A 15,717-nucleotide genomic window follows, 5' to 3' on the forward strand; every position below is an offset into this window, starting at 1 on the left:
CTTCGTGCGGGTGAGGGCGCCGGTCAGAACACGCGGAACTGCTCGTCGCGGGCGTCGCCGACGAACATTCGGCCCGGCGCGTGGGTGAGGGCGAACGGCGGCCGGGACGCCATGACCGCGGCCTGCGGGGTGACCCCGCACGCCCAGAACACCGGGATGTCGTCCGGGGCGAGCTCCACCCGGTCGCCGAAGTCGGGACGGTCCAGGTCCTCGACGCCGAGTGCGGACGGGTCGCCGCAGTGCACCGGGGCGCCGTGCACAGCGGGCATCAGACTGCTCTCCCGGATGGCCGCGTCGAGGTGCTCCGGCGGCACCGGACGCATCGACACCACCATCGGGCCGCTCAGCCGCCCCGCCGGACGGCACTGCCACGTCGTCCGGTACATCGGGACGTTCCGGCCCTGCTCGACATGGCGCAGCGGCACCCCGGCCGCAGCGAGCGCCCACTCGAAGGTGAAGCTGCAGCCGATGAGGAACGACACCAGGTCGTCCCGCCAGTAGGCCCGTACGTCCGTCGGCTCGTCCACCAGTTCGCCGTCCTCCCACACCCGGTAGCGCGGCAGATCGGTGCGCAGGTCGGCGTCGGAGGCGAGCACCGTGGACGTCGAACCGGCGTCGGTGACGTCGAGGAGGGGGCACGCGCGGGGATTGCGCTGGCAGAACAGCAGCATGTCGTACGCCCAGTCCGCGGGCACGGAGACGAGATTGGCCTGGGCGTACCCGGCGGCCACGCCGGCCGTGGGGATCGCCAGGCCCTCCCGGAAGCGGGCGCGGGCCGTCCGCGGGCTCCACGCGCGCGTGGTGTCGTCCGCGAGGACCACGGGGCGGTCGTCCACGGCGGTGCGGGCGCCGTCGTCGAAGGGGGTGGTCACTCGAGCTCCTTTCCGCGCGTCTCCGGCAGCCCGAGCAGCGCGAGCGCGGCCAGGCCGTAGCCGATCGCGCCGAAGACCAGGGCGCCGCCGACGCCCCAGCTGTCGGCGAGGAAGCCGACGGTGGTGGGGAAGACGGCGCCGACGGCGCGGCCGGTGTTGTAGGTGAAACCCTGTCCGGTGCCGCGCACGGCCGTGGGGTACAGCTCGCTCAGGTAGGAGCCGAAGCCGCTGAAGATGGCCGACATGCAGAACCCGAGCGGGAACCCGAGCACCAGGACCAGGGTGTTGGCGCCGCTGGGGATGTTCGTGTACGCGACGATGCACACCGCCGACAGGAGGGCGAACAGCCAGATGTTGCGCCGCCGGCCCAGGAGGTCGGTGAGGTAACCGCCCGTCAGATAGCCGAGGAACGCGCCCGATATGAGGAACGTGAGGTAGCCGCCGGTGCCCACGACCGACAGGTCCCGCTCGGTCTTGAGGTAGGTCGGCACCCAGGTGGCGAGGGTGTAGTAGCCGCCCTGCACGCCGGTGGAGAGCAGCACGGCGAACACGGTGGTGCGCAGCAGCCCGGGGGAGCCCGCACGGGACGGCCGGAAGATCGCCGCGAACGATCCCTTGCTCGCGCTCTCCTCGCGCGCGGCGGCCGCCTCCGGCGCGTCCTGCACGCTGCGCCGCACCCACACCACGAGCAGTGCGGGCAGCGCGCCGGTCCAGAACATCACGCGCCAGGCCAGGTCGCCGTCGACCAGCGAGAAGACCGCCGTGTAGACGATCACGGCCAGGGCCCAGCCCACGGCCCACGCGCTCTGCACCGCGCCGAGTGTGCGGCCCCGGTGCTTGGCGCCGGCGTACTCGGCGACCAGGATCGCGCCGACCGCCCACTCGCCGCCGAAGCCGAGGCCCTGGAGGGCACGGAAGACCAGCAGTGTCTCGTAGTTGGGGGCGAAGCCGCACGCCACGGTGAACACCGCGTAGGTGATCACGGTCAGCAGCAGTGCCTCGACCCGGCCGATGCGGTCCGCGAGGACGCCCGCGAGGGCGCCGCCGACGGCCGAGACGATGAGGGTCACGGTGGTCAGCAGTCCGGTCTGACCGCTGTTCAGGCCGAAGTAGGCGGACAGCGCCACCATCGTCAGCGGCAGCGTGAAGTAGTCGTACGAATCCAGGGCATAGCCGCCGAAAGCTCCGCCGAAGGCGCGGCGGCCGCGTGGGCCGAGCGCGCGCAGCCAGCCGAACGCCCCGTCCTCGGAAGGGGGTTCGGGCTTGACGGGGCGTGGGGTTCCGGTCAGGGCGTCTGACGGAGGAGGGGTCGTGCTCATGGGCACCTCGCAGAGGGGGGACGGCGGTGCAAGGAAGGGTGAGCCGTGCCGATGCCTCAGCAAGGTAGAGGATCGTTGAACGATCCTTCAATACCCATGTTGTCTCGTCCTTCCGGGTGCGCTTGAATTCCGGCATGGCAGAGCAGACGAGCGGACTGGCCGACGACCGTGCCCTGCTGGGCAGGACCAGCACCGCCGAGCGCGTCGCGGACATCCTCAGGAGCCGCATCGCCGAAGGGTTCTTCCCGCCCGGCACCCGGCTCTCGGAGGACAGCATCGGCGGCGCCCTCGGGGTGTCCCGCAACACGCTCCGCGAGGCGTTCCGGCTGCTCACGCACGAACGGCTGCTCGTCCACGAGCTCAACCGGGGCGTGTTCGTACGGGTGCTGACCGTCGAGGACGTCGAGGACATCTACCGCACCCGCCGGCTCGTCGAATGCGCCGTCGTACGAGGACTCGGCGAGCCGCCCTACGCCCTCGACGGGCTCGTCCAGGCGGTCGAGAAGGGGCGGCGGGCGGCCCGCGAAGGTGACTGGAAAGCAGTGGGTACGGCCAACATCCACTTCCACCAGGAACTGGTCGCCCTCGCCTCCGGCGAGCGCACCGCCGAGCTGATGCGCAGCGTGTTCGCCGAACTTCGGCTCGCCTTCCACGTGGTGGACGAGCCGCAGCGGCTACACGAACCGTACATCGCACGAAATGTCGAGATTCTCCAGGCTCTTGAGGCGGGCGACCGGGACGCGGCCGAACGCCTGCTCGCCGCCTATCTCGACGTGTCGCTGGAACGGGTGGTGGAGGTCTACCGGCGCCGGGTGGGCGAAGGGGACTAGGCCCGCACGGCAACCCGTCCCCGCAGGCGGTCCGCAGGTCGGGCGCCGGGGCGCAACTGCCTCGTTTGGGCCGTTGTCGGACCGAGGACCTAGTCTGTGCACCGTGACTTCGCCTGCATCGACGGACAGCGTTCCGCCCCAGCTCAGCGCGGGGCCGCGCCCCGCGCCGGGCCCGGCCGCCGACGAAGGGCTGGCGCGGCGGCTGCGCGCGCTCGCGTGCACCGCGCCGCTGCACGACCTGGACACCCGCAAGGCCAATCTCGCGGGCGAGTACTCGGTGTACGGCATGGCGGAGATCGCGCTCGCCGCCATCGACCTGGTCACGCTCAACATGGACTTCGACACCGGCGCCGACCACGAACAGATCGTCGCCCGGCTCCTCCCGCGCGTCGCCGCCCAGGCCCCCGGGCGCCCCGCCGCCGAGCACGAGCGGGTGGCCCGCTGGGTCCTGGAGAACCTGATCAACGTCGGCAGCGTCGACCGCGGTTTCCGCGCGGTGTACGGCGTCTTCGGACCGGACGGCACCTACGTCCGCCGCGACTACGACTTCAAGCTGATCGAGGAGGTCCCGGGCCCCGGCGGCACGGTGTACCTGCGCACCACCGACGAGGCGGTCAACGTCCTGGTCGGCGCCCTCGACACCGACGTCACCAGCGCCCAGATCGCCGCCGAGGTCAAGCTCGAGGTGCTGATCAGCCGGGGCAGGCTCGCCGACGCCCAGCTCGCCGCCGAACAGGCCCGCTACCGCACGGTGCAGTACTCCGAGACCCTGCGCCGCGCCCTGGAGGCCACCCGGCGCAACGTCCGCGCGGTGGACTGGCTCAGCGCCGTACCCGACATGATCGCCGAGGCTCTCGACCACGTGGCCGACCGCTACCGCCACGAGAACGCCATCCTCACCAACATCCGCAAGGCCCGCGACGAGTCCGAGGAACCCGAGCGCAAGCGCCGCGCCGCCGAGCTGGTGGACATCGTCAAGGACTGCATCCGGCGCCACACCCAGCTGCAGTCCCGGCTCCTGGAGGCAGGCCCGCTGTTCCGCGCCGAGCAGGACCGGCAGGCCTTCGCCACGCCCGCCGCGGCCGCCGGCACCGACCTGTACGGCCAGCTCCTCGCCCCGCTGCTGCCGCTCCCCGTGGAGCAGGCGTCCCGGGTCACCGACGTGTTCTTCGCCCACGGCACCGGACTGCGCACGCCCGTCTCCGTCCGGGTCGCCGACCTCGTCGAGATCCTGCTGACCCCGCCCGTGGAGCGGGAGCACCTCGGCGCCGAGATGCCCGAGCCGGACCTCATCGCCACGCCCGACGACAGCCGCTTCAGCGAGGAACAGCTCGCCGCCGCCACCGCACTGCTCGACCTCCCGGCCGACGCGCCCCGCCGGCTGTCCGGGCTGCTCGCCGAGGCCCGCCGCAAGGACCCCGAGCTGCCCTACCTGGTCGCCCTGCTGGCCGTTCACGCCGCCAGCCCCCCCGTCGGCACCGCCTACCGCCAGGGCGAGCCGAAGCTGCTGTTCGCCGTGGACGACGGCACCGAGCTCGACGACCCCGAGTTCGGCGGCGCCGACCTCATCGTGGGCACGGCCCTGCTGGACGCGGCGGGCATGGCCGCGGACCGTACGGAGGCGGCATGACCGAGACACCGGCACCCCGCGTCCACGCCTGCCGCCTCCGCGGCCCCCGCGGCTGCATCCCCCGCACCGACACCGCACGCACCGAGGAGCCCCGACCGTGACCGAGCACGCCGACTGGAGCGAGCCGGAGCCCGCGGCGACGCCGGCCGGCACCGCCGTCACGCCCGCCGACGCCGCGGACGCGGCCCGGCTCGTCGCCTTCGGCCTCCAGCCCAAGCTGCAGCCCGCCCGCGACCAGGAGTACGCCGACCTGCTGCGCCGCTACCGCGAGGACCCGCCGTTCGCGCGGCTCGCGGACGCCGTCGCCACCGGCCTCGGACTGATCGTGCTGGAGGTGTCCCCGCGCGCCGGCATGGCCGTCACCGCCGCCGAGGACTCGGTGTTCGCCGTCCGCATGGGTGACTACGCCCGCCGTGCCTCCGCCGACGGCGGCGACCGCTTCCTGCACGGCCTCGCCCACCTCGCCGTCGCCGCCATGGCCTTCCCCCGCCCCGAGGACCTCGCCGACGACGGCTACATCGGGCGCGTCACGGTCAACGGCGTCGACGCGTTCGTCCGCCAGGCCTGCCACCGCCTGGAGGAGCGGGCCGCCGAGCAGGGCGAGAACACCGACCCGGCCACGGACGCCCCCGGACTGGAGGCCGCCTGGCGGATCTGGTCCCGGCGCAGCGCCACCGGCGCCACCAAGGACGCCCGCCGCCTGGCCGGATCCACCACCGGCATCGTCGCCAAGGCCGTCTCCTTCCTCACCGACTCCGGCTTCCTCCAGCGCACCGGCGACGACAACGGCGGCACCTACCGCACCACCGCCCGCTACCAGCTCCAGGTCCGCGACATGGCGGGCAGCGCGGCCATGGCCGAACTGCTCGACCTCGGCGTCGTCCCCGTCACCGACGGCACCCCCACGCTGCTGCCCCCCGAGGACGGCGACGCCCTGGACCTGGTCGCCGACGCCGGCCTGCCCTTCCACTCCGCCTGACCCCACCCCACGAAGCCTCACGAGAGTCCGCCATGTACGAGCTGTCCCGGGTCCGCCTCTACTCCATCGGACCGGCCGGCGCACGCTACGCCGACACCGTGCTCGATCTGCGCGGCGTCGGCGCCACAGTGCCGAACCCGGCGCCGACGCAGGCGGAGTTCTTCGCGGACGAGCCCGTCGGCCCGCCCCGCCGTCCCGCGCCCGCCGGCGTGCTCTTCCTGGAGAACGGCGGCGGAAAGTCCGTCCTGCTGAAGCTGATCTTCTCCGTGATGCTCCCGGGCCACCGCAACACCCTCGGCGGCGCCAGCTCCGGCGTGCTGCGCAAGTTCCTCCTCGCCGACGACTGCGGCCACGTGGCGCTCGAGTGGCAGCACGTGCAGACCGGCGAGTGCGTCGTCGTCGGCAAGGTCAGCGAGTGGCGGGGCCGTCAGGTCTCCGGCGACCCGCGGAAGTTCGCCGAGGCCTGGTACTCCTTCCGCCCGGGACCCGGCCTCAGCCTGGACAACCTCCCCGTCGCCGAGGCCACGTCCGTGCGACCGCCCGCCGAGGGACAGTCCGGCGCGCGCGGCCGGCGCCGCACCATGAAGGGCTTCCGCGACGCCCTCACCGAGGCGGGCAGGACGTACCCGCATCTGGAGGTGCACTGGGAGGAGATCCACGAGCGCTGGACCGAACACCTCGGTGACCTCGGACTCGACCCCGAACTCTTCCGCTACCAGCGGGAAATGAACGCCGACGAGGGCGAGGCGGCCGGCCTCTTCGCGGTGAAGAAGGACTCCGACTTCACCGACCTGCTGCTGCGCGCCGTCACCGACACCCGCGACACCGACGGACTCGCCGACCTGGTCAGCGGCTTCGGCAACAAGCTGGGCCGGCGCGCCGAACTCATCGCCGAACGCGACTTCACCGCCGGGTCGGTGGACCTCCTCGGCCGGATCGTCGAGGCAGCCGACACCCGCACCCGCGCCCGGGAGATCCACGCCGCCGCCGAACGCCGCACCCGCACCCTCGCCCGCCGGCTGTCCGCGCGCGGCGCCCAGGAGCGCGAGCGCGCGGCCGACCTCGCCCACCGCGTCACCGCCGCCGCCCACGCCGTCACCCAGGCCGAGACCGCCCGCGCCCACAGCGCGTCCGTCGCCGCCGAACTCGCCTACCGGCACGCCTCGCTGGCGCTCGCCGCCGCCGAGAAGTCCGCCGCCGCCCAGAAGCGTGAACTGGCCGACGCGCGCACCCTCCACTCAGCCTGGCAGGCCGCCGAGTCCGTGCTGCGGCACCGCGCCGCCGCCGACCGGGTCGCGAGAGTGTCCGCCGCGATCCAGGAGGCCGAGCGGGACGCCGCGCCGGCCCTCGCCGCCCGCGCCAAGGCCGCCGTCGACCTGGTCCGCGCCCTGCACGCCGCGGCGCGGAACGCCGAGAACCTCGCCAACGAGGAGGAGGCGCGGTCCGCCGCCCTCCAGGAGGTCGGCGACGGCGCCTACCGCGACTCCACCGCCGCCGCCACCGAGGCGCAGCGCGCCCGCAGCGAGATCGGCCACCTGCGCCAGCGGCTCGCCGAGGTCGAGCAGGAGACCGCCGAGGCCGTCCGGGCCGGCTGGCTGGACGACAGCGCCCCCGACGCCGACCCGGCCCGCGCCGCCCTCGCGGCCAGCGACGCCGAGAAGACCGCGGTCGCCGCCTGGGACACCGCCCGCGAGACCGCCCGGCGGGCCACCGAACACGCCCGTGAGGCGGCCGCCGCCGAGAGCCGCGCCGAACTCACCGCCGCCCGCGCCGCCGACGCGGCCACCGCCGCCGAGCGCGCCCACGAAAGCGAACGCCGCACCGCCGAGGGTCTCGCCGCCGAACAGCGGCTCGCGGAACTGCTCAGCCTGCCCGGCGTCTCCGGCAAGCGCCCAACCGCCGTACCCGGCCAGCGCACGGACTCCGACGGAGGAGCCGGCGGCCCCCGCGAGGGCGGGCTGAGCGCGGAGGAACTCGACCGGTTCGCCGACGAGTTGCGCGAGCTGCTCGACGACGCCGTGTCCTCCGCCGAGCGCCAGCTGTTCGAGCTGCGCACCGCCGCCGCGGACGACGCCCGCATCCTCGGCGCCCTCGGCGACGGCGGACTGCTGCCGCCCGGCCCTGACGTGCTGGCCACCGTCGAGTTCCTCGGCGAGCACGGCATTCCCGCCCTCCCCGGGTGGCGCTACCTCGCCCAGGCCGTCGACCCCGCCGACCACGCGCGCGTCCTGGCCGCCCGCCCCGAGCTGGTCGACGGCGTCGTCATCACCGACCCCGACTCCCACGTCCGCGCCCGTGAGGCGCTCAGCGACGCCGCCCTGCTGCCCCGGTCCGCCGTCGCCGTCGGCACGGCCGCCGCGCTGCTCGCGCCCACGCCCGCGTCCGACTCCGGCGACGTGTTCCTCGTACCGCCGAACCCGGCCATGCACGACGAGCACGCCGCCGACGAGGAGCGGCAGGCGCTGCGCGCCCGCGCCGCCGAACGGGACGAGGAGATCCGTGCCCTCGCCGCCCGGCTCGGCAAGGACCGCGAGCTCGCCGCCCGGCTCGCCTCCTGGCGCACCGGCTGCCCCGCCGGACGCCTCGCCGAACTGGCCGCGACGGCCGAGCAGGCACGGGCGTTCGCCGAGGAGACCGAGGCCGAGCTGGCGGAGGCGCGCAGCCTCCGGGCGGAGGCCGAGGAGGCCGCCGCCGAGGCGGTCAGGGTCCGCGACGAACGGCAGGAGGCCGCCCAGAAGGCCCGGCGCGCCGCCGACGCCCTCGCCGGACTCGCCTTCCGGCTGCGCGAACGCGCCGGCTGGCAGGCCAAGCTGCGCGAACTGGCCGACGACGCCGCCGAGGCGGAGGCCCGCGCCCAGTCCTGCCTGGAACGCGCCCGCGCCGCCGACGAGGACCGGCGCGCCGCCCAGCGCGCCGCCGACGACGCCCGGCGCACCGCCCGCACCCTGCGCGCCGAGCGTTCCGAGATCGCCGGCGCCCCCGACGACCTGCCCGAGGACGCCGACGGCGCTCCGCAGGCGTCCCTGCCCGCCCTGCGGGAGGCCTACCGCGCCGCGTCCCAGGTGTACGAGAAGGTCGGCGTCGGCGCCGACCTGCGCGCCGAGCAGGCCCGCGCGGAGAGCGACGAGAGCGCCGCCCGCGCCGAGCTGGACCGGCTCAGCAACAAGGTCCGCACCCGCGCCGAGCAGCTGCTCCAGTCGCCCGACGGCTCCGACGGCCCCAGCCGGCAGGCCGCCGCCGCCCGCGCCGAGGAGCTGGTGCAGCTTCTGGAGACCCGCATGTCCGGGGCGAGCGAGCAGCTCGGCCGGCTCCGCGGCGGGGCCGAGCGCCTCGCCCCCGCCGACGGTGAGGCGCACACGGAGCTTCCCGAGGAGCTGGTCCCGCGCGACGCCGAACACGCCCAGGCGCTCCTGCGCACGGCCACCACTGAACTCGCCAGCCGTGAGGCGGAGTTGAGCCAGGCCAGGGAGGCGCACGCCGAGCTGCTCGCCACTCACCGGGCCGCCGAGGACGCGGCCGGCGGCTTCGACGAGATCGCCGCCATGCTCCGCGACCTGCTGCGCGAGCACACCGCCGAGGAGGAGCAGGAACGGCCCGAGCCGTACCCCGGCGACCTGGACGACGCCCGGCGCTCGGCCGCCGAGGCGCGCCGCTCGCTGCGCGGCTGCGCCGCCGACCTGTCCGCCGCCGAGGCCGCCGTGCGCGAGGCGAGCGACGTGCTGGTGCGGCACGCCAACTCCACCCGCTACGAGCAGGTCCGCACGCCCGCCCGCCAGCAGATCCGCGAACTGCCCGCCTCCGCGCTGCCGGAGCACGCCAAGAAGTGGGCCGACGCCTTCGCCCCCCGGCTGCGGGTCCTCACCGACGAGCTGGAGCAGCTGGAGCGCAACCGCGACTCGATCGTGGACCGGCTGCGCGGTCTGGTCGAGTCCGCCCTGGCCACCCTGCGCTCCGCCCAGCGGCTCTCCCGGCTGCCGGAGGGACTGGGGGAGTGGTCCGGACAGGAGTTCCTGCGCATCCGCTTCGAGGAGCCCGACCAGGCCACCCTCACCGAGCGCCTCGGCGAGGTCGTCGACGAGGCCACCCGCGCGGCCGTCAAGAAGAACTCCGACCTGCGGCGCGACGGCATGTCCCTGCTGCTGCGCGGCGTCGCCGCCGCCCTGCGGCCCAAGGGCGTGGCGGTCGAGATCCTCAAGCCCGACGCGGTGCTGCGCGCGGAGCGGGTGCCGGTCGGGCAGATGGGCGACGTGTTCTCGGGCGGCCAGCTGCTCACCGCGGCCATCGCCCTGTACTGCACGATGGCCGCCCTGCGCTCCAACGACCGGGGCCGCGACAAGCACCGGCACGCCGGCACGCTGTTCCTCGACAACCCCATCGGCCGGGCCAACGCGACCTATCTGCTGGAGCTCCAGCGTGCGGTCGCCGACGCGCTCGGCGTCCAGCTGCTCTACACCACGGGCCTGTTCGACACCACGGCCCTGGCCGAGTTCCCCCTCGTCATCCGGCTCCGCAACGACGCCGACCTGCGGGCGGGCCTGAAGTACATCAGCGTGGAGGAGCACCTCCGCCCGGGCCTGCCCCAGCCGGACCCGGGCGAGGAGACCCACAGCGAGATCACGGCGACACGGATGTTCAAGCGGCCCGCGGCGACGACCTGAGAGCCCGGCCCGGTGCCTCGACCGCCGGGCCGGTCACAGGGACGGATGCGCCACGCCCGCCCGCGAGTCGGGTCGCGCCGTGGCGCCGGCGGCTCACACCGGAACGCCTCACCGGCCCGCTCGCGGGCGCCCGGGACTCGGTCCCGCCGCCTCACCGCCCCGCTCACGGACGCGACCACCCACGCCGGTCCGCTGCCACGGCTGTCGGCCGGTCCGGCGAACAACGGCTGCGGGTCGTCGCCCGCGCCGCGAACACCCGCCTAGAACCCGTACCCCATCCTCCGCGACAGCTCCTCCGCCGCCGCGGCAGTCCTGGCCCCCAGCACGGGGACCCGGTCCGGGGTCATCCGGAACACCGGGCCGGAGACGCTGATCGCGGCGATCACCGCGCCGTCGTGCGCGCGGACCGGTGCCGCGACGGCGACGAGTCCGAGCTCCAGCTCCTCCCGCGTCGCCGCGTACCCCTGCTCGGGCACCCGCTCCAGCTCGGCGCGCAGCACGGACGCGTCCGTGACGGTGTGCTCGGTGAACCGGCGCAGCGGGCGGGCCAGTTGCTCCTCGCGGCGCGCGGGCGTCATATGGGCGAGGAACACCTTGCCGCTGGACGTCGCGTGCAGCGCCGTGCGCCGGCCCAGCCAGTCCTGCGCCGTCACCGCGGCCGTGCCGCGCGCCTGCATGATGTTGACGGCCGCGTCCTCGTCCGGCACCGCGGCATTGACCGTCTCGCCCAGCTCGTCGGCGAGGTCCCGGCAGACGGGGACGGCCTCCTGCGAGACGTCAAGACGTACGGCCGCCGCGCCCGCGAGACGCAGCACACCGGCACCGAGGTGGTACTTGCCGCGGTCGCCTGCCTGCGCGACCAGGCCGCGGTTCTCCAGGACGCCCAGCAGCCGGGAGGCGGTGGAGCGGTGCACGCCCAGCTCGTCGGCGATCTCCGTGACGCCCGCCTCGCCGCGCCGGGCGAGGATCTCCAGCACCGTCACCGCCCGGTCCACGGACTGCACGGCGCCGCTCGCGCTCTTCCCCTGCTCCTCGGGGCGTCCCGCACGGGTCATGGCCGGCCCTCATTCATCCGTACGCCCGGTGCACCGCGCCCGTCGGGCCGTGCCTCGTACGGAACGCCACCCTACCGACGGCGTGCCCTACGGGTGGGACAGCTGCCCGGCGCCGCCCCGCCGGCGTATGCGGGCCCGCTCGCGCTCGGCGGCGCGCTCCGCCCGGCGGGCCTGCCGCCGCTCGCGGCGCAGCGCCCGGGCCGTGCTGCTGGGCGTGGACACCACGCCGTGCCGCTGGTTCCACACCTGACGGGTCACCCACACGTCGAGGACCGCCCAGGTGGCCGCGATCGTGCTGACGACGCTGCTGATGACCATCGGGAAGGCGAGCCAGGACCCGGCCAGCGTGCACAGCACGGCCACCGTGGCCTGGATCAGCGTCACCGCGATGATCAGCACCGCCCGCACCGCGGCCGTCCGCACCGGATCGGGCAGCCTGCGCCGCTTGGCCGGTTCCTCCACCCACAGCGGCCGGTACGCCGCCCGGACCTCGGCGGTCTCCCGGGCGGGTCCGCCGTCCGCCCGCCGTCCGGCCGCGCCCGTGGCCGGCGCGGCCTGCTGCCGCGTCACCTCCCGCGCCGCCGTGCCGTCGCCGGACGTCTCACGCCGCTCCGCCGTGCCCATCACCCGTGTCACTCCCCACCGCCGCCAGCCCGCTGCTGCTGTCCGAAGACCCGGCTCCCCATTGGCTGCCCGGGTTGCGCTGTTTTACGCCGCCCAGGTGCGGGACACGGCTCCTGTGGCCGATTCCGCCCCCATGTCCCGCAGGTAAGGACGCGCGGAGACGCGTGAAGATTCCCGGTCGGGAAAGATTTCGGCCAACCACCGTGTGAAACCCGGGAGTAAGGGCCGGGGGACCCGTCCGGGATTCCGGGAGGCAATCTCCCGTAATGGCCGGACAACTCAGCCTGAACCGGCCAGGTGCCGGAATCGAACCCTCCGGACGGGTCTTCGAGTTGCCCCCGAGGCGGTAGTAGGCTCGCGCCGTTTGTTGACGCACATGTGTGCCTCCGGTCGCCCGGGGGCCGAGCTGGGGGAGGCCATGCGCTTTCGCGGGAAGTCCATCCGCCGGAAGATCGTGGCGCTGCTCCTCGTGCCGCTGGTGTCCCTGACCACGCTCTGGGCCTTCACCACCGTGATCACGAGCCGTGAGGCGAGCCACCTGTTCGACGTGTCGTCGGTGATGGAGAAGGTCGGCTACCCCGTCGAGGACACCGTCCGCGTCCTCCAGCAGGAGCGGCGGCAGACCCTCGTCCATCTCGCCGACCCCCGCGCCTCCGACGGCCTCACGGCTCTCAAGGCGAGCCGCGCCGCCACGGACAGGGCCGTGGCCGTGGTCCGCAGGAGCGCGTCCGGCAGCGGTGTGCGCGAGGCCATGCACGGCAGCTCCGACAAACTCGACGCCGCCCTCGACTCGTTCGAGGGTCTCGAGTCCCTCCGCCGCAGCGTCGACGACGGCACCGTCGACCGCCGCCAGGCGCTCGATCTGTACAACCGCCTCGTCGACCCGTGCTACGTGCTGCTGTCCGACCTGCACGTGGTCGAGGACGTCGGCCTCGACAAGCAGTACCGCGCCCTGGTGAACCTCTCCCGCGCCCGCGAGCTGCTCTCCCGCGAGGACGCCCTCCTCGGCTCCGCCCTGATCGTGGGCAGGCTGGCCCCCACCGAGGTGCGGGACGTCTCCGACCTGATGGCCCAGCGCAGCCTGCTGTACGAGACCGCCCTGCCGCAGCTCCCCGCGGACGAGCGCGACCGCTACGACACCTTCTGGGCCAACGCCACGACCGCCCCGCTGCGGGTCGGCGAGCAGGCCGCCGTCTTCGCCGAGGAGGGCGAGCCCCGCGGCGTCACCGCCAAGAGCTGGGACACCGCCGCCGGCAAGGTGCTCGACGAACTCGGTGCCCTCAACGACCAGGCGACCGACCGCTACCAGGAACGCGTCCGGCCCGTCGCCATGGGCGTCATCGTCAAGGCCGTCGCCGCAGGTGTGCTCGGCCTCGCCGCCCTGCTGTTCTCCCTGTTCCTCTCCGTGCGCGTGGGCCGGAAACTCATCCGCGACCTCCGACAGCTGCGCCTGGAGGCCCACGAGGCCTCCGGGGTACGACTGCCCAGCGTGATGCGCCGCCTCTCGGCCGGCGAACAGGTCGACGTCGAGACCGAGGTCCCGCGCCTCGAGTACGACAAGAACGAGATCGGCGAGGTCGGCCAGGCACTCAACACCCTGCAGCGCGCCGCCGTCGAGGCCGCCGTCAAGCAGGCCGAACTGCGGTCGGGCGTCTCCGAGGTGTTCGTCAACCTCGCCCGCCGCAGCCAGGTGCTGCTGCACAAGCAGCTCACCCTGCTCGACGCGATGGAGCGCCGTACCGACGACACCGAGGAACTCGCCGACCTGTTCCGGCTGGACCACCTGACGACCCGTATGCGCCGGCACGCCGAGGGCCTGGTCATCCTCTCCGGCGCCGCCCCCTCCCGGCAGTGGCGCAAGCCCGTGCAGCTCATGGACGTCGTACGGGCCGCGGTCGCCGAGGTCGAGGACTACGAGCGCATCGAGGTCCGCCGGCTCCCCAGGGTCGCCGTCACCGGCCCCGCCGTCGCCGACCTCACCCACCTGGTGGCCGAACTGCTGGAGAACGCCACGGTCTTCTCCCCGCCGCACACCGCCGTCCAGGTCGTCGGCGAGCGCGTCGCCAACGGCTTCACCCTGGAGATCCACGACCGGGGCCTCGGCATGGCCGCCGACGCGCTGCTCGACGCCAACCTGCGGCTCGCGGAGACACCCGAGTTCGAGCTGTCCGACACCGACCGGCTCGGCCTGTTCGTCGTCAGCCGGCTCGCCCAGCGGCAGAACGTCCGCGTCTCCCTCCAGCCCTCCCCGTACGGCGGCACCACGGCCGTCGTCTTCATCCCGGACGCGCTGCTCACCGACGACGTGCCCGACACCAACGGCGTCGGGTTCCGCCTCGACCGGCCGCACCGTACGGAGAAGGAACCGGCGGACAGCCGCCGCGCCGCGCTCTCCCAGGTGCCCGTGACCCTGCCCGGACTGCCCGCCTCCGTGCTGGACGGGCCGGTCGAACTCGAGGCGCCCGTCGACCTGGACGCCCTCGACGGCTTCCCCGCCCTTGACGACGAGGACGGCGAGCACGGCGGCCTGTTCCGGCCCCGCCGCTCCCTCACCGACGACGAGCGGCCCGGCCGAGACACCGCACGGCACGGGACCACCGACGACGACCGGGACCGGACCGGCGAGCGGGGGAGCGGCCCCGTGCCGCTCACCCGCCGGGCGACCCCCAAGCTGGTCAGCTCCCACGGCCGCCCGGTCCGCGACCAGCGGGCCCGCGGCGGACGGACCGATGACGACACCGCCGCCCCGCACACCCGCCCCGACACGGACGAGCCCCCGCCGCTGCCTTCCCGGCGCCGCGGCGACACCGGCCGCCGGGCCATCGGCCGCGCCGGCGCGGAACCCGTGTCGGAACTTCCCGCGCGTGACACGGAGCAGCCGGGCGCGGAGACACCGCCGCCCCTGCCCGGCCGCCGCCGCACCACCGGACCCGCCCGGCCCGCCGACGGGCCCGAGGAAAGGGCCGCCACCCCCGCGGGCCCGGCGTCCGGCGCACCCGCCCGCCGCCCCGCGACCACGCACGGCGGCCCCGACGACTCCTCTCCGGTCACCGACGACACGGACACCGGAACACCGCAGCCCGACGGCGCACCACTGCCCCGGCGCGTGCGGCAGGCCAGCCTGGCCCCGCAGCTCAAGCGCGACACCGCGACCCGGAAGACCGACCGGGCCCGGCCCGTCGAACGGGACGCGGACGAAGTACGCAGCCGCATGGCCTCGCTCCAGCGCGGCTGGCAGCGCGGCCGGGAGGAGAACGCCGCGGGCGACGACGCCGGCAGCGGCACAGCACCACGACGAAGGACTAAGGGGGACGGTCGATGACCGAACCGAGCGCCACCGGCCACACGCACGACAAGGGGGAGCTGAACTGGCTCCTCGACGACCTGGTGGACCGCGTCGCCAGCATCCGCAAGGCGATCGTGCTCTCCGGCGACGGCCTGCCCACGGGGGCGTCCAAGGACCTGACCCGGGAGGACAGCGAGCACCTGGCCGCCGTCGCCTCCGGCTTCCACAGCCTCGCCAAGGGCGTGGGGCGCCACTTCGAGGCCGGTGAGGTCCGCCAGACCGTCGTCGAACTCGACGAGGCGTTCCTCTTCGTCACCGCCGCCGGTGACGGCAGCTGCCTCGCCGTCCTCGCCGACGCCGACTCCGACGTCGGCCAGGTGGCCTACGAGATGACTCTCCTGGTGAAGCGTGTCGGCGTGCACCTGGGCGCCGCGCCACGCACCGATCTGCCCTCGGGCGGGTAG

Annotated in this window: 10 protein-coding genes; 6 read left to right on the plus strand and 4 right to left on the minus strand. The window is 74.6% G+C overall.

What is annotated here, in order from left to right:
• Window positions 1–23: 23 nt before the first annotated feature.
• The gene (locus ELQ39_RS27250; RefSeq protein ID WP_190004287.1) at window positions 24–872 is read right to left on the minus strand and encodes a putative hydro-lyase; all 849 of its coding nucleotides are present in this window, start codon (window positions 870–872) and stop codon (window positions 24–26) included.
• The gene (locus ELQ39_RS27255) at window positions 869–2,191 is read right to left on the minus strand and encodes an MFS transporter (RefSeq protein WP_242594439.1); all 1,323 of its coding nucleotides are present in this window, start codon (window positions 2,189–2,191) and stop codon (window positions 869–871) included. Before ELQ39_RS27255 ends, ELQ39_RS27250 begins: the two co-directional genes overlap by 4 nt.
• Window positions 2,192–2,325: 134 nt before the next feature.
• On the opposite strand from ELQ39_RS27255, the gene ELQ39_RS27260 reads away from it, so the two are divergent.
• From ELQ39_RS27260 to ELQ39_RS27275, 4 genes are all read left to right on the plus strand, one after another.
• Window positions 2,326–3,021 (plus strand): GntR family transcriptional regulator, encoded by a 696-nt coding sequence (locus tag ELQ39_RS27260; RefSeq protein WP_190004289.1) that lies wholly within the window; start codon window positions 2,326–2,328, stop codon window positions 3,019–3,021.
• Between the two features lie 103 nt (window positions 3,022–3,124).
• On the plus strand, window positions 3,125–4,651 hold the full coding sequence (locus tag ELQ39_RS27265) for a hypothetical protein (RefSeq protein ID WP_242594442.1): 1,527 nt from the start codon (window positions 3,125–3,127) through the stop codon (window positions 4,649–4,651).
• Between the two features lie 97 nt (window positions 4,652–4,748).
• The gene (locus ELQ39_RS27270; protein WP_190004291.1) at window positions 4,749–5,630 is read left to right on the plus strand and encodes a hypothetical protein; all 882 of its coding nucleotides are present in this window, start codon (window positions 4,749–4,751) and stop codon (window positions 5,628–5,630) included.
• A 32-nt stretch (window positions 5,631–5,662) separates the two neighbouring features.
• Entirely contained in the window at window positions 5,663–10,288 is a 4,626-nt protein-coding gene (locus ELQ39_RS27275; RefSeq protein ID WP_242594444.1) for a hypothetical protein, read from the plus strand.
• Window positions 10,289–10,548: 260 nt separating this feature from the next.
• Here ELQ39_RS27275 and ELQ39_RS27280 read toward each other — a convergent pair whose 3' ends face one another.
• Both ELQ39_RS27280 and ELQ39_RS27285 read right to left on the minus strand, forming a co-directional pair.
• Window positions 10,549–11,343, minus strand: a complete 795-nt coding sequence (locus ELQ39_RS27280) for an IclR family transcriptional regulator (protein WP_242594448.1) — start codon at window positions 11,341–11,343, stop codon at window positions 10,549–10,551.
• A gap of 87 nt (window positions 11,344–11,430) precedes the next feature.
• The gene (locus ELQ39_RS27285) at window positions 11,431–11,967 is read right to left on the minus strand and encodes a hypothetical protein (RefSeq protein ID WP_242594450.1); all 537 of its coding nucleotides are present in this window, start codon (window positions 11,965–11,967) and stop codon (window positions 11,431–11,433) included.
• Between the two features lie 418 nt (window positions 11,968–12,385).
• Here ELQ39_RS27285 and ELQ39_RS27290 point away from each other — a divergent pair, with 418 nt between their 5' ends.
• Both ELQ39_RS27290 and ELQ39_RS27295 read left to right on the plus strand, forming a co-directional pair.
• The gene (locus tag ELQ39_RS27290) at window positions 12,386–15,289 is read left to right on the plus strand and encodes a nitrate- and nitrite sensing domain-containing protein (protein ID WP_242594452.1); all 2,904 of its coding nucleotides are present in this window, start codon (window positions 12,386–12,388) and stop codon (window positions 15,287–15,289) included.
• Window positions 15,286–15,717: a roadblock/LC7 domain-containing protein gene (locus ELQ39_RS27295; RefSeq protein ID WP_190004296.1), complete on the plus strand. Its 432-nt coding sequence runs from the start codon at window positions 15,286–15,288 to the stop codon at window positions 15,715–15,717. Before ELQ39_RS27290 ends, ELQ39_RS27295 begins: the two co-directional genes overlap by 4 nt.

It is taken from the genome of Streptomyces sp. GB4-14, assembly GCF_022696125.1.
Classification (GTDB): Bacteria; Actinomycetota; Actinomycetes; order Streptomycetales; family Streptomycetaceae; genus Streptomyces; species Streptomyces werraensis.

Bases quoted from the DNA above. Each gene is read 5' to 3' on its own strand.
- ELQ39_RS27255 (WP_242594439.1), bottom strand. From the start codon at position 2,191: ATGAGCACGACCCCTCCTCCGTCAGACGCCCTGACCGGAACCCCACGC.
- ELQ39_RS27260 (WP_190004289.1), top strand. From the start codon at position 2,326: ATGGCAGAGCAGACGAGCGGACTGGCCGACGACCGTGCCCTGCTGGGC.
- ELQ39_RS27275 (WP_242594444.1), top strand. From the start codon at position 5,663: ATGTACGAGCTGTCCCGGGTCCGCCTCTACTCCATCGGACCGGCCGGC.
- ELQ39_RS27280 (WP_242594448.1), bottom strand. From the start codon at position 11,343: ATGACCCGTGCGGGACGCCCCGAGGAGCAGGGGAAGAGCGCGAGCGGC.
- ELQ39_RS27285 (WP_242594450.1), bottom strand. From the start codon at position 11,967: ATGGGCACGGCGGAGCGGCGTGAGACGTCCGGCGACGGCACGGCGGCG.
- ELQ39_RS27290 (WP_242594452.1), top strand. From the start codon at position 12,386: ATGCGCTTTCGCGGGAAGTCCATCCGCCGGAAGATCGTGGCGCTGCTC.
- ELQ39_RS27295 (WP_190004296.1), top strand. From the start codon at position 15,286: ATGACCGAACCGAGCGCCACCGGCCACACGCACGACAAGGGGGAGCTG.